The 13,797-nt window shown below is 72.9% G+C and carries 12 protein-coding genes; 7 read left to right on the top strand and 5 right to left on the bottom strand.

From position 1 onward, the window contains the following. The first annotated feature begins 23 nt into the window (after positions 1–23). The 3 genes from ABZ490_RS24615 to ABZ490_RS24605 all read left to right on the top strand — a co-directional run bounded on the left by ABZ490_RS24615 (position 24) and on the right by ABZ490_RS24605 (position 3,395). Positions 24–2,177 (top strand): carbon starvation CstA family protein, encoded by a 2,154-nt coding sequence (locus ABZ490_RS24615; protein WP_358993623.1) that lies wholly within the window; start codon positions 24–26, stop codon positions 2,175–2,177. Beyond that, positions 2,174–2,365 carry a YbdD/YjiX family protein gene (locus tag ABZ490_RS24610; protein ID WP_358993621.1) on the top strand — a complete coding sequence of 64 codons (192 nt, stop codon included), beginning with the start codon at positions 2,174–2,176 and terminating at the stop codon, positions 2,363–2,365. Before ABZ490_RS24615 ends, ABZ490_RS24610 begins: the two co-directional genes overlap by 4 nt. A 76-nt stretch (positions 2,366–2,441) precedes the next feature. Further along, on the top strand, positions 2,442–3,395 hold the full coding sequence (locus ABZ490_RS24605) for a hypothetical protein (protein ID WP_358993618.1): 954 nt from the start codon (positions 2,442–2,444) through the stop codon (positions 3,393–3,395). A 6-nt stretch (positions 3,396–3,401) separates the two neighbouring features. Here ABZ490_RS24605 and ABZ490_RS24600 read toward each other — a convergent pair whose 3' ends face one another. The 3 genes from ABZ490_RS24600 to ABZ490_RS24590 all read right to left on the bottom strand — a co-directional run bounded on the left by ABZ490_RS24600 (position 3,402) and on the right by ABZ490_RS24590 (position 5,582). Next, positions 3,402–4,196, bottom strand: coding sequence for an SURF1 family protein (locus tag ABZ490_RS24600; RefSeq protein ID WP_358993615.1), 795 nt, complete (start codon positions 4,194–4,196; stop codon positions 3,402–3,404). Between the two features lie 70 nt (positions 4,197–4,266). Continuing rightward, positions 4,267–4,500 carry a hypothetical protein gene (locus ABZ490_RS24595; RefSeq protein ID WP_079061473.1) on the bottom strand — a complete coding sequence of 78 codons (234 nt, stop codon included), beginning with the start codon at positions 4,498–4,500 and terminating at the stop codon, positions 4,267–4,269. An 80-nt stretch (positions 4,501–4,580) separates the two neighbouring features. After that, positions 4,581–5,582: a DEDDh family exonuclease gene (locus tag ABZ490_RS24590; protein WP_358993611.1), complete on the bottom strand. Its 1,002-nt coding sequence runs from the start codon at positions 5,580–5,582 to the stop codon at positions 4,581–4,583. Between the two features lie 62 nt (positions 5,583–5,644). On the opposite strand from ABZ490_RS24590, the gene ABZ490_RS24585 reads away from it, so the two are divergent. Further along, entirely contained in the window at positions 5,645–6,379 is a 735-nt protein-coding gene (locus ABZ490_RS24585; RefSeq protein ID WP_358993608.1) for a VIT family protein, read from the top strand. A 7-nt stretch (positions 6,380–6,386) separates the two neighbouring features. Here ABZ490_RS24585 and ABZ490_RS24580 read toward each other — a convergent pair whose 3' ends face one another. Next, entirely contained in the window at positions 6,387–9,458 is a 3,072-nt protein-coding gene (locus tag ABZ490_RS24580; protein ID WP_358993605.1) for an NACHT domain-containing protein, read from the bottom strand. A gap of 164 nt (positions 9,459–9,622) precedes the next feature. Between ABZ490_RS24580 and ABZ490_RS24575 the strand changes: the two genes are divergently transcribed. The 3 genes from ABZ490_RS24575 to ABZ490_RS24565 are packed head-to-tail and all read left to right on the top strand — an operon-like array spanning position 9,623 to position 12,270. Continuing rightward, positions 9,623–10,501 carry a sterol desaturase family protein gene (locus ABZ490_RS24575; RefSeq protein WP_358993602.1) on the top strand — a complete coding sequence of 293 codons (879 nt, stop codon included), beginning with the start codon at positions 9,623–9,625 and terminating at the stop codon, positions 10,499–10,501. Positions 10,502–10,545: 44 nt separating this feature from the next. Then, a complete protein-coding gene (locus ABZ490_RS24570) occupies positions 10,546–11,190 on the top strand; it encodes a lysoplasmalogenase (RefSeq protein ID WP_358993922.1) in 645 nt (214 codons plus the stop codon). Positions 11,191–11,226: 36 nt separating this feature from the next. After that, the gene (locus ABZ490_RS24565) at positions 11,227–12,270 is read left to right on the top strand and encodes a zinc-dependent alcohol dehydrogenase family protein (RefSeq protein ID WP_358993599.1); all 1,044 of its coding nucleotides are present in this window, start codon (positions 11,227–11,229) and stop codon (positions 12,268–12,270) included. 97 nt (positions 12,271–12,367) lie between these two features. Here the strand turns inward: ABZ490_RS24565 and ABZ490_RS24560 are convergent, their stop codons facing one another. Beyond that, positions 12,368–13,732, bottom strand: a complete 1,365-nt coding sequence (locus ABZ490_RS24560) for a CoA transferase (protein WP_358993597.1) — start codon at positions 13,730–13,732, stop codon at positions 12,368–12,370. Positions 13,733–13,797: the final 65 nt, after the last annotated feature.

Here is a 13,797-nt window from a genome sequence, read left to right as displayed (position 1 = left end):
CACCGCCCAGGTGAGGAGCCGCCATGCCTGCGTCAGCCCTGCCCGAAACCGGCCGTCCCACGCCGGAAAAATCACGTATGTCACTGAAGTCCCTCGCGCTGTGGACCGGTGTCGCCCTGCTCGGCGCCGTCGCCTGGGGCGTCCTCGCGCTCTCCCGGGGCGAGGAGATCTCCGCGGTCTGGCTGGTGGTGGCCGCGCTCGGCTCGTACGCCATCGCCTACCGCTTCTACTCGCGGTTCATCGCCCGCCGGGTCCTCCAGGTCGACGACGGCCGGGCCACCCCGGCCGAGCGGCTGGAGGACGGGGTGGACTACCACCCCACCGACCGCCGGGTGCTGTTCGGCCACCACTTCGCGGCCATCGCCGGCGCCGGACCGCTGGTCGGCCCGGTGCTCGCCGCGCAGATGGGCTATCTGCCGGGCACGATCTGGATCATCAGCGGGGTGATCTTCGCCGGTGCCGTCCAGGACATGATCGTGCTGTTCCTCTCGATGCGCCGGGACGGCAAGAGCCTCGGGCAGATGGCCCGGGACGAGATCGGCAGGGTGGGCGGCGCCGCCGCCCTGATCGGCGTCTTCGCCATCATGATCATCCTGCTCGCGGTGCTGGCGATGGTCGTCGTCAACGCCCTGGCGGAGTCCCCCTGGGGCACCTTCTCGGTCGCCATGACCATCCCGATCGCCCTCTTCATGGGCTTCTACCTGCGCTATCTGCGGCCCGGCCGGGTCGTGGAGACCAGTGTCATCGGCGTGGCCCTGCTGCTGCTCGCCCTCCTCGGCGGCGGCTGGATCCAGAACTCCTCCCTGGCCCACTACTTCGTCTGGAGCCCCGAGACCCTCGTCCTCTGCCTGGTCGGCTACGGCTTCGTCGCCTCCGTGCTCCCGGTGTGGATGCTCCTGGCGCCCCGGGACTACCTGTCGACGTTCATGAAGGTCGGCACCATCGCCCTCATGGCCGTCGGCGTGGTGGTCGCGGCCCCGACCCTCAAGGCGGGCGCGGTCACCGAGTTCGCCTCCACGGGCGCCGGACCCGTCTTCGCCGGATCCCTCTTCCCCTTCCTCTTCATCACCATCGCCTGCGGCGCCCTCTCCGGCTTCCACGCCCTGGTCTCCTCCGGCACCACCCCCAAGCTCATCCAGAAGGAGTCCCAGGTCCGGCTCATCGGCTACGGCTCGATGCTCACGGAGTCCTTCGTCGCCGTCATGGCGCTGATCGCCGCGTGCGTCCTCGAACCCGGCCTGTACTACGCCATGAACTCCCCGGCCGCCCTGCTCGGCCCCACCGCGCAGAGCGCCGCCGAGGCGGTCAAGGGCCTCGGCTTCGCCATCACCCCCGACCAGCTGACCGCGGCCGCCAAGGCCGTCGAGGAACAGACCCTCGTCGGCCGCTCCGGCGGCGCCCCCACCCTCGCGGTGGGCATGTCGGAGATCTTCTCCAGCGTGTTCGGCAGCGGCCTCAAGGCCTTCTGGTACCACTTCGCGATCATGTTCGAGGCGCTGTTCATCCTCACCACCGTCGACGCGGGCACCCGGGTGGGCCGCTTCATGCTCCAGGACATGCTCGGCAACGTCTGGAAGCCGATCGGCCGCGTCACCTGGAAGCCCGGCATCTGGATCACCAGCGCCCTCGTCGTCGGCGCCTGGGGCTACTTCCTCTACGCCGGCGTCACCGACCCGCTGGGCGGGATCAAGCAGCTCTTCCCCCTCTTCGGCATCGCCAACCAGCTGCTCGCCGCGGTCGCCCTCGCCGTCACCACGACCATGCTCGTCAAGGCCGGCAAGGCACGCTGGGCCTGGGTGACCGGCGCCCCGCTGGCCTGGGTCGTGGCCGTCACCTTCACGGCCGGCTGGCAGAAGGTGTTCTCCGACAACCCGAAGATCGGATTCTTCGCCCAGCGCGACGTCTACGCCGACGCCGCCGACGCGGGCAAGCTCCTGCCCGGCGCCACCGACCTGGACGACATGCACACCATCGTCCTCAACAACACCGTCGACGGCGTCCTCATGGCGGTCTTCCTGCTGCTGGTCACGATCGTCCTGGTCAACTGCGCGGTGGTCTGCGTACGGGCCCTCGGGGCGGGCGGGCCGCTGCCGACGACCGAGACGCCGTACGTCGCCTCCCGGATCGAGGGACCGGCGTCCCGCGACAGTGAGCCGCTGGTGGGGGCCGGCTCATGACCGTCGTCCGCAGGGCGGTGGACGTCCTGCGCTGGTACGTGCGCGAACTGACCGGCGAGGCCGAGTACGACCGCTACTGCGCCCGGCACCGCCGCCACCATCCGCAGGCCCCGGTACCGACCCGCCGGGAGTACCAGCGGATGCGCACGCGGGGGCGCGAGGCCGAGTCCCCCGGCCGCTGCTGCTGACGCTCCGAAGGGCGGGCGTGCCTGCGCAGGCACGCCCGCCCGCTCCACCGCCCTCCGTCACCCGGGGAACGAAAACATGTTCAGACGCCGGTCCTCCCTGCTGATCCGTCCCGCGCTCGACGACGACCCGCTCCACGCGACCCTCGCCGAACTCCGGCCCGCCCAGCAGCTCCACGGGCTCGGCGCGGGCACCACGCGCCCCGTCTGGGAGCCGGCGGCCCGGCTGCTGCGCGGCACCGGACGGGACTGGGACCGCAGGGCGCATCGGGTCCCGGTCCTGGCCGGGCACGCCCCGGCCGTGGTCTCGCAGCGCTGGTCCGCCGACCGGCCCGACGACGGGGACGCCCTGGTCCTGCGGGCCCACGTGGAGACGATCCGCGCGCCCGCCGAGGGCCGCGCCGCCGTGCGCGCGGCCGAACGGACCTGTCTGCGGGCCGCCGACACCTGCCCCGAGGACCCGACGCCGTGGCTGGCCCTGCTGTCCCTGATGCACTCCTGCGCCGTACCCGTGCAGGACGCGGTGCCCGTGTGGCGCGAGGCCGTCCGACGGGCGCCCTGGCACCGGACCGCCTACCACCGGCTGCTGGGATACCTCTCCCCGCGCGGACACGGGACGCTCCCGGACATGATGGAGTTCGCCTGGCAGGCCGCCGCCCGCGCACCGCACGGGTCACCCGTGGCCCTGCTCCCCGTCGCCGCCCGCGTCGAGCTGACGGCCCATCGGGGCGCGGCGTCCCCCCTCGACGCCCTCGGCGCGCATGTCAACTGGAGCGAACCGCGCGCGGTCCAGGAGATCGACCTGGCCCTCACGGGCTGGTTCGACACCGCCGCCCCGGCCCACGCCGAGGCCGTCGCCGACCTCAATCTCCTCGCCTTCGCGCTGACCCGCGCCCACCGGCCGGACGAGGCCGCCCCCGTCTTCCGGCGCATCGGCCGCCACATGACCCGCCACCCGTGGGACCTGCTGCCCGATCCGGAACGCACCTTCGGGTACTGGCGGGACAGCCTGGCGCACCACCGCCGGGCCTGAGGGCCGCTACACCGCGGTCGGCGCCGCTTCCTTCTCCTGGGCCGAGGCGGCCGCCGCGTCACGCTCCCGGCGTTCCCGGCGCACCAGGACCACCCAGCCCACGGGGACGCCCGCGGCGAACAGCCACCACTGGATGGCGTACGCGTAGTTCAGCGCCGCGTCCTCGCTGCCGGGCTTCCCGACCAGCTGCGGGGTGTCCCCCTTCGGCTCGGGCGCCGTCTGCGCGATGTACCCGCCGAGCACCCGCGCACCGAGCCGCCGGGCCTGCTCCTCGCTGTTGATCAGCATGATCTGCCGGTCCGGCAGCCCCTTGAGGTCCTTGATGCCGCTCGCCGCGGTCGTCTCGTCGGGCATCAGCCGCCCCGTGACGGTGACCTCGCCGGCGGGCGGCGCGGGGATCTTCGGGAACGCGGTCTGGCTCGCGCCGTTCGCCGGGATCCACCCCCGGTTGACCAGCAGCACCTTGCCGTCCGTCAGCACGAACGGGGTCAGGACGTGGAAGCCGACCGTCTCGTCGGCGTTGACCCGGCGCCGTACGACGACCTCGTGCGCGGTGTCGAAGGTGCCCGTCGCGGTCACCGCGCGGTAGCGCTGGTCACGGGTGACGGTGTGTCCCGGGGACGTCATCCGCTCCACCGGCACCGGCTTGGCGGACAGCGCGTCGGTGACGAGCTGGTTGCGCGCGGCGCGCTCGTCGTGGCGGTGCATCTGCCAGAAGCCCAGCCGGATCATCGTGGGGATGAGCAGCAGGGCGACCAGCGTGAGGATCACCCACTGCCGGGACAACAGGAAGCGGTACACCCCACGACCGTACCTCTCGGGCCGTGGGGCGCTGTCGCAGGGGGTGCCGATCGTCCGAGGCCGGGGGCCGTCAGACGCGGTCGATGATGCCCGCCTTCCCCTCGGCCCGCGCGCAGTGGGCGCCGCAGTACCAGTGGCCCTCGACCTCGACGCCCTGGCCGATGATCTGGACCCGGCAGTGCTCGCAGATCGGGGCCATGCGATGAATCGCACAGGAGAAGCAGTCGAAGACGTGCACGGCGCCCTGCGCGTGCACCTCGAAGGTCATTCCGTAGTCATTGCCGCAAACTTCGCATCTCGCCATGCGCCACAGGGTGAGCGCTCACCCCCGTGCGGGCGAGCGGGCGGCGGGCGAGTCGCCCGGCAATCACCCGTACGTACGGCTCACCCGTCGGCGGCCTCGACATCGCGCAGCAGCTGCCCGAACGCCGCCTCGTCCAGGACCGGCGTCCCGAACTGCCGCGCCTTCACCACCTTCGACGTACCCGAGTCGGGATCGTTGGTGACCAGCAGGCTGGTCAGCCGGGACACACTGGTCGCCACATGCAGCCCCGCCTCGGTGGCCCGGTCCTCCAGCAGTTCGCGGTCCACGGACGTGTCGCCCGAGAAGGCGACCCGCATGCCCTGCTTGAGCCTTCTGCCGTCCTCGTACCGCCCGGGGTTCGGGTGCGGACAGACGGGCCGCTTGCGCGACGGCCGCCAGCTGCTCGACCGGCCGCCGTAGCCGCCGCCGTAACCCCCGCCGCCCTGGCGTCCGATGCGGGCCGAGGGACCGTCGGTCCACTCCGTCAGCGGCCGGCACTCGAGCAGCGGCAGCCGCACCCCGCCCGCCGCCGCGGCCCGCAGACTCGGCCGGAACGCCTCCGCGAGGACCCGCGCGTCGTCGAGGGCGTGGTGCGCCTGCCGCTGGACCACACCGAAGTGCGCCGCGAGCGACTCCAGCTTGTGATTGGGCAGCGGCAGCCGCAGCTCCTTGGAGAGCGCGATCGTGCACAGCCGCTGCCGCACCGGCGCCTCGCGCTCCGCGCGCGCGTACTCCCGGGCGATCATCTGCCAGTCGAAGACCGCGTTGTGCGCCACCAGCACCCGCCCCGCGAGCCGCTCCGCGAACTCCTCGGCCACCTCCTGGAAGAGGGGCGCGCCCTCCAGCACCTCGCTCGTCAGACCGTGTATCCACACCGGACCCGGGTCGCGCTCCGGGTTGACCAGCGTGTACCAGTGGTCCTCGACCTCACCGCGCGCGTCCAGCCGGTACACGGCGGCCGAGATGATCCGGTCGTCCCGGGCCAGTCCGGTGGTCTCCACGTCAACGACCGCGTACCCCTGGGGATACGCGGCCGGCCACTCCGTGGGGGAGGACGCTGCGGTCGTCTGGTCTGCGAGCATGGTCATTGAGGATACGGGGCGCCGCCGACACCGGTGACCCACCTGATGTCATCCTCCCTCCCGTGACGGAACGTGAGACGCGACCCGAGGCGGAACCACCCCACCGCGAGACCCACGAGGGCAGCCTCGGCTCCCGGTTGAACTGGCTGCGCGCCGCCGTGCTCGGCGCCAACGACGGCGTCGTCTCCACCGCGGGCCTGGTCGTCGGCGTGGCCGGCGCCACCGACGACCGCTCGGCGCTGCTGACGGCCGGTCTGGCCGGTCTGCTGGCCGGCTCCCTGTCGATGGCGGCGGGGGAGTACGTGTCGGTGTCCACCCAGCGCGACTCCGAGAAGGCGGCCCTCGCGCAGGAGCGACGCGAGCTGCGCGAACAGCCGGAGGCCGAACTGGAGGAACTCACCGAGCTGCTGGAGGAGCGCGGCCTCACCCGCGAGGTGGCCCGCGAGGCCGCCGTCCAGCTGACGGAACGCGACGCCCTGCGGGCCCACGCGCGCGTGGAGCTCGGCATCGACCCCGACGACCTCACCAACCCCTGGCACGCGGCCTGGGCCAGCTTCCTCGCCTTCACCGCAGGCGCGCTGCTGCCCCTGCTCGCGATCGTGCTCCCGCCGGCCGACTGGCGCGTGCCGGTGACGGTGGTGTCGGTCCTGGTCGCGCTGGTCTGCACGGGCTGGAGCAGCGCCCGGCTGGGGGCCGCGGCACCTCGGCGGGCGGTTCTGCGGAACGTGTGCGGGGGTGCGCTGGCGATGGGGGTGACGTATGCGGTGGGGGCCTTGCTGGGGGCGGCGGGGGTGTGATCTTCGGTTAGTCGATGTGCAGACGGTCCGGGGGGAAGAGGTCGGCGCCGAGGATCTGGGGGCAGTCGTAGAGATTGATGGTCAGGTGCTGGAGGGGAGCGAGGGGTGTGAGGTCCAGGGGGCCGCAGCGGGATATCTCGACGAGCTTGAGGGCGGGCAGCTCGGTCAGCGCGGCGAGGTGGTCGATTCGCTGGGCCTTGCCGATATAGAGCTCGTTCAGGCCTTGGTGAGGCACCAACCCGGCGGCGTCGACATCGGGTACGTCCAGGATCTGGAGCTTCTTCAGCGGAGAGAAAGCCCCCGCGGTGAGGAAGGCCCGCCACTGGTGTTCCTCGTTGACGGTGAGCCACTCCAGGGAGGTCAGGGCTTCGAGGCCGGTCAACTCAGTGACACAGGCCTGGAGGAAACAGCCGAAGCCGGTCAGCCGGGACGCGAAGGGCAGTGCGTCGAGACGGGTCTCGGCCGCCGCGAAGTCGAAGACCACGTGCTGGAGTTCGGGCAGGTCCGCCAGGGGTGCGAGGGAGAATCCCGCGGGGAAGCCGTACAGATACACATGGGTCAGCGGGAGGCCGGAGAGCGGAGCCAGATCGGAGACGTTCCGGCAGTGGTCGAGCGAGAGCTGCCTCAGGTGAGGCAGTCCCCTCAGCGGAGAGAGGTCGTCGACCAGGTCGTTGCGGGACAGTGCGAGGAACTCCAACCCCGAGTGGCGCAGGACCACGTCAGGGATGCCGTGATCTCCGATCAGGCTCACCTCGGTGAGCTGCGGCAGACGGGGGAGCAGCGCCACAGACTGCGGATCGCGCAGATTGAGCGCCTGTCCGGCCGCCACCGTGCCTTCGAGGACCGTCTCGAAGTACTCGACGACGTCGAAGCGCTGCCAGGCCAAGTCGAGCGCGGACCGCACCTGCCACCGCCCATCGGCCCGGAAACGTGCCACGACTCCCAGCGCGGCAACGCCCCCGATCTGTCCCGCCGTACGGATCACCGCCGCCGCCTCCCACGCCGTCAACCCCTCCGGCCCCGGCAGCAGCTCCACCACCAGCTCCCCGACCCTCGCCAGGGACTCCGCCTGCCTCTGCGTCCGCGGCGGCATCAACTCCCCCGTCCGCGCCTCCACTTCCCCCCGCACCGCCGGATCCAGCTCCGGTGCGTGCTCCAGGCTCGCCGCCGCCAGCAGCACCAGCCGTTCCCGGTGCCGCCGCACCTTGTCCGCGCGGCGCAGCAACTGCCGTAACAGCCGCCCCCGTTCCTCCACGCGCGCGTGCCCCACGGCCATGCGGACCACGTCGTCCCACTGGTCGTCGTGGGCGTTGCGCACCAGCACCCCGAAGTCGCGTGCCTCGACCGCGGCCTTCGCGCCCAGGTAGTCCTGGAAGGTGCGGTGGACGAAGTCGACGTATCCCGGGACCGGTTCGCGCAGCAGCCCGCTGCGGATCAGGAGGTGGGCGAAGACCTGTTCGGCGTCCCCCTGCTCCCGCACCTGCGGCATCGCCGCCAGCCATTCGTCGAGCAGGGCGACGACCTCGTCCCGGGAGGCCTCCACCTGGCCGTTGCGGATGAGCCAGTACGCGAGGCGCTGGAGCAGGGCCGTCTGTTCGTCGCGGGAGAGGACCACGCCCTCCACCGAGGCGATCTCCCGCTCGGTGTCCCGCCGCACCAGCAGCATGTCGAGCGCGGCGTCGTACAACTCCTTGCGGGCCCGGGGCAGTTGCATGCGCCGGTCCCGGTTCAGCGCGCACAGCAGGGCGCACATCAGGGGATTGGTCGCCAGCCGCCCGAGGTCACGGCGGGTCGCCACCGCCCGGCCCAGATGCGCCTCGTACCGGTCCAGCGCCTCCCGCTCGCCGCCCGGGCCGCACTCCAGCCGCGCCGCGTCGTGCCAGTGCCGGACGAACGCCCCGATGTCGTCGCGTTCCATGGGCAGCAGGGAGTACGCGGTGAAGCGCCGGTGCGCCAGCCAGTCCTCCGGTACCGCCGAGGGGCGGGTCGTCACGACGTAACGGGCCTGCGGGAAGGCCGTGATCAGTGACGTCAGCCAGTTCTCCGTACGGTCGCGCAGACGCGCAGGCACCTCGTCGACCCCGTCCACGAGGACCAGCGCCCGGCCGCCGGCGAGGAGTTCCTCGGCCCATCCGGCCGGTGCCCGCAGCGGTACGCCCGACGCCGGCAGGAAGTCCTCGGGGAGCGGCAGCCCGTCCGGTCCCGTGAAGGAGCGCAGCCGCAGGACGAACGGCACGCACAGGTTCCAGTCCGCGAGCTCCGGACCGAAGGTGCGGCGGGCCGCGTTCAGCGCCAGCCACTGCATCAGGGTCGACTTCCCCGACCCGGCCGGGCCCCGCAGCAGCAGCCTGCGGTGCTCCGCGAGCGCCTGCTCCACCCGCACCGGCACGGGCGCGCCGCCGGGCAGCCCCTCGCCCGAGGAGGCGTGGTGCCGTGGCCCGCTCACCGTCAGGCTCAGATACGCCGTGTCCAGCGGCCATTCCGCGCGGCGCCGACCGCCCAGGGTGACCCCGAACAGCTCCAGCCGGGAGTGGGTCGCGGCGACGAAGTCCGCGTACCGCTGCTCGAAGCGCCCGTCGGTACCGTGCCGCACGGTGGTCCGCTCCCGCAGCAGCGCGCCCGTGCGCCGGGTCTGCTCCACCGCCGCCCGCGCCGCGAACGACGGCTGCGCGGTGAGCTGTTCGACGACATGCGCGCAGCACAGCCCCAGCAGCTCGGCGTACAGGCGCTGGGCGCCTTCGGCGAGGTCCGGGACGGGGCGGCGCAGTCCGTCGGCCAGGCGCTCCGGGTCGAGATCCGCGGCGAACAGGCGTTCCGCGTCGAGCTGGGCGGCCGCCGCGAACGTGTCCTGCACCGCCGCGACCGCCGCCAGCCGCTCGTGCTCCGGCAGCCCCGGGTGGCCGTCGGCGATCCGCCCGCCGAGGACCCGGGCCAGTTTCTCCGGACCCGCGGGCCTCGGCAGCGGACGCACCGGATCCGGTACCAGTCCCGCGCCCGGACCCGGCTTCAGCACCGACCGGGCGACCGTCGAGGCCACCGTCGACGCCAGCCGCACCACCACGACCTCGAGCCCCTGCATCCCCCGGCCTCCCCGTCCGCCGCCCCGTCCGTTCGCCCGTCGCATCGTAGGCAGCACCCGCCCGGCTCTTGGCGGAGATCGCCAACAAGCAAGCGCATACCCCCGCAAATACTTGTGGGTAACAACGTCTAGCCCCGGCCGACCTGCGGTTCTACGGTGCCCACATGCCGAACCTGCCCGATGTCGTGCTGTGGTCGATACCCGCCTTCGTGCTGCTCACCGTGGTCGAGATGATCAGTGTCCGCATCCACCCCGACGAGGAGGCCGCCGGATACGAGGCGAGGGACGCCGCGACGAGCGTCGGCATGGGGCTCGGGAGCCTGGTCTTCGACTTCTTCTGGAAGATCCCCATCGTCGCCCTCTACACGGCGATCCACGAACTGACCCCGCTGCGCGTGCCCGTCCTGTGGTGGACCGTCCCGCTGATGCTGCTCGCGCAGGACTTCTTCTACTACTGGTCCCACCGCGGCCACCATGTCGTCCGCATCCTGTGGGCCTGTCATGTCGTCCACCACTCCAGCAAGAAGTTCAACCTCACGACGGCGCTGCGCCAGCCCTGGACGACCCTCACCGTCTGGCCGTTCTACGTCCCGCTCATCGCCCTCGGCGTCCACCCCGCCGCGCTCGCGTTCTGCTCCTCCGCCAACCTCGTCTACCAGTTCTGGATCCACACCGAGCGCATCGACAGGATGCCCCGGTGGTTCGAGGCCGTGTTCAACACCCCCTCACACCACCGCGTCCACCACGCCTCCCAGGGCGGCTATCTGGACCGCAACTTCGGCGGCATCCTCATCGTGTGGGACCGGCTCTTCGGCTCCTACGTCCCGGAGGTGGAGCGGCCCGTCTACGGGTTGACGAAGAACATCAACACGTTCAACCCGATCAAGGTCGCCACCCATGAGTACGCGGCGATCGTCAAGGACATCAAGACGGCGAGCAGCTGGCGCGAGCGCGCGGGGCGGGTGTTCGGGGGGCCGGGATGGCAACCGGCCCGACCCGTCGCCGGCCAGGCCGCGCCGGTCGAGGAGAGCAGCCCCGCGTGACCCCCGGCCGCCTCCACCTCAGCCGCCTCCACTCCCGCCCCTTCCTGGCCGCCTTCCTCCTCGCCACCGCCGTCGACCTCGGTTCCCTCGCGGTCGGCTGGCACCCGGGGCACCTCGTCGCCAAGCCGCTCCTCATGCCCCTCCTCGCCCTCTGGGCGGCCGTGCGGGGCGCCCCACGCCCGCTCCTCGCCGCCCTGCTGTTCGGCTGGGGCGGCGACGTCCTCCTGCTGTCCGACGCCGACCCCGCCTTCCTCGCCGGCATGGCGAGCTTCGCGGCCGGGCACATCTGCTACCTCGTGCTCTTCACGCGGTACGGCCGCCCCCGCGCGCGTGCCGGCCTCCTCGCCCCCGCCTACGCCGCCGTCCTCATCGCCACCCTCACCCTGCTGTGGCCCGGTCTCCCACCGGACCTGCGCGTCCCCGTGGCCGGCTACAGCACCCTCCTCACCGCCATGGCGTACACCGCCGCCGCCCGCCTCGGCCCCCTCGCCGGCGCCGGCGGGGTGCTCTTCCTGCTCTCCGACACCCTCATCGCCACCGGCGTCGCCGACTGGCCGCAGCCCCCGCGCCCCGACCTGTGGATCATGCTGACGTACGCCGCCGCACAGTTCCTGCTGGTCCGGGGCGCCCCACGGGAACGCGCGGCGCCGCGGACGGCGTACCGTGAAGTGCGCTCGACCACCCCCTGAGCGCACTCACGCACCCGCACGAGAAGGACCCTCGCCATGCGCGCCACCACCATCCACGCCCCCTACGACATGCGGGTGGAGGACGTGCCCGACCCGGTGGTGCAGCTGCCCACCGACGCCGTCGTACGCGTGCTGCGCGCCTGTATCTGCGGCAGCGACCTGTGGGCGTACCGCGGCGAGGCGGCCCGGCAGCCGGGGCAGCGGATCGGGCACGAGTTCCTCGGCGTGGTCGAGGAGGCAGGCTCAGAGGTGGGCACGGTCCGCGCCGGTGACCTGGTCGTCGCGCCGTTCATGTGGTCCGACGGCGTGTGCGCCTACTGCCGCGAGGGCCTCACCACCTCCTGCGAGCACGGGGGCTTCTGGGGCTCCGTCGGCTACGACGGCGGCCAGGGCGAGGCCGTCCGCGTGCCCTTCGCCGACGGCACCCTCGTCCGGCTGCCGAAGGAGGCCGCCTCCGACGGGCACCTGCTCTCCGCGCTGCTCACCCTCTCCGACGTGCTGGGCACCGGCCACCACGCCGCCCTCGGCGCGGGCGCCCGTCCCGGCGCCACCGTCGCGGTCGTCGGGGACGGCGCGGTCGGACTGTGCGCGGTCCTCGCCGCCCGGCGGCTCGGCGCCGAGCGGATCATCGCGCTCGGCCGCCACCAGGTCCGCACGGACATCGCGCGCCGTTTCGGCGCCACGGACGTCGTCGCCGCGCGCGGGGACGAGGCGGTCGCCGCCGTCCGTGAACTCACCGGCGGCCAGGGCGCCCACGCCGTCGTCGAGGCCGTCGGCACGGAACAGTCCATGCGTACGGCGGTCGGCATCACCCGCGACGGCGGCGCCATCGGCTATGTCGGCGTCCCGCACGGCAGCGGCACCGGACTCGACCTGGGCGTCATGTTCGACCGCAACCTCACCCTGCGCGGCGGCGTCGCCCCGGTCCGCGCCTACATCCCCGACCTCCTGCCCGACGTCCTCGACGGCACGATCGACCCGTCCCCCGTCTTCGACCTCACGGTGGACATCGAGTCGGTACCGGACGGCTACCGGGCGATGGACGAACGCACGGCACTGAAGGTCCTGGTCACCAACTGAACAGAGGGTGCGCCGAGAAGGGGCGCGGGGAACTGCGCGACAAGCCACGATGGCGCATCCGACGCAGGACGGCACAGCGCGGCACTCTCAGAGGCGCTCAGACCCACCCCACCGCATCGCTTCCCCAACGGCCCGGCGGCCGCGTCCAGTCGCTCGGGCCGCCCTCGAAGGCCACCGGCGACCTCGCATACCGCAGCCGCCCCACCGCACTGTCCGTCTCCCCGAGCCACCCCTCGGCCCGGGGACCGGCCTCCCCGACCTCACTTTCACTCCCGGCCCCCCGCATGAGCAGCGCAGCGCTCCGCGCCAGCGCCACCCGCACGAGCCGGCTCCCGCCGTCGTACGCCTGCTCGGTCAGCGCCCGCAGCACGCCCGCCGCCAGCAGATAGCCCGTACCGTGGTCGAGGGCCTGCGCCGGCAGCGCACCGGGCCGCCCGCCCGACCCCTCGACGGCCGCGATGCCGGTGGCCACCTGGACGAGGCTGTCGAACCCCCGCCGGTCCCGCCACGGCCCGTACGCACCCCACGCCGACACCTGCGCCACCACCAGCCCGGGCCGCCGCCCGGCCAGCGCCTCGGGCGAGAGGCCGAACCGGTCGAGGGCGCCCGGCCGGTACCCCGTGACGACGACGTCCGCGTCCGCGAGCAGCTCCTCGAAGCGGCGCCGGTCCGCGGCCAGGTCCAGCAAAGCGGAGCGCTTCCCGAACCCGGTGTCGGCGTGCTGGTCGGGGAGTTCCGGCAGTCCGGGCGCGTCGAGGCGCAGCACGTCCGCGCCCAGCAGGGCGAGCGTGCGGGTGGCGACCGGCCCGGCCAGCACCCGGGTGAGGTCCAGGACCCGCAGCCCGGCGGCGGGCAGCAGGGGAGCCCCGGCGAGATCCGGGAACGTCCGCGCGCGGGCGCCGTCCAGCCGCCGACGCTCGACGAGCGGGCGCGCGGCGACCTCGGCCGCCTGCGCGTGCGCCGCCCACTCCTCGGGCGTGCGCAGCGCGACCGCGAGACCCCCGGCCGCGTACACCGCGTCCTCGACGTCCTGCGCGGACCGCCCGGCCATCGCGGCCTCCACGGCGGCCGGGTCGTCCGGCACGTCCAGCGCGATGAGCAGCCGCTCGCGGTGGTGCGGATAGTTGGCGTGCGTGCGCACCCATCCGTCCGCCGTCCGCCAGAACCGCGACAGCGGCGCGAACAGCTCCGGTGCCCGCCCGTCGACCAGCAGCAGCCGCTCACTGGTGAACGCGGTCGCCACCGCCCCGTCGTCCACCCGCACCCCGGGCACCCGCGCGAGCCCCGCCCGCAGCGCCCCCAGCTCCGCCCCGGCCAGCGCACACGCGCCCACACAGGCCCGCGCCAGCTCCCGCACGGGCAGCCGCGACGCCGGCGCGCCGTCGCGTACGACCGTCGACACGCGTGCGAGCTGGACGGGATCGCCGCCCAGCTCCGACCACACGTCATTGATTGATGTCATGACTGTATTGTGCAGTATTGATTTACAGTATTGACTCAATCAATATATGGGTGCCGTGTATGGCT

This window comes from Streptomyces sp. NPDC005811, assembly GCF_040630405.1.
Classification (GTDB): Bacteria; Actinomycetota; Actinomycetes; order Streptomycetales; family Streptomycetaceae; genus Streptomyces.
This window is presented reverse-complemented; position numbering and strand designations above follow the sequence as displayed.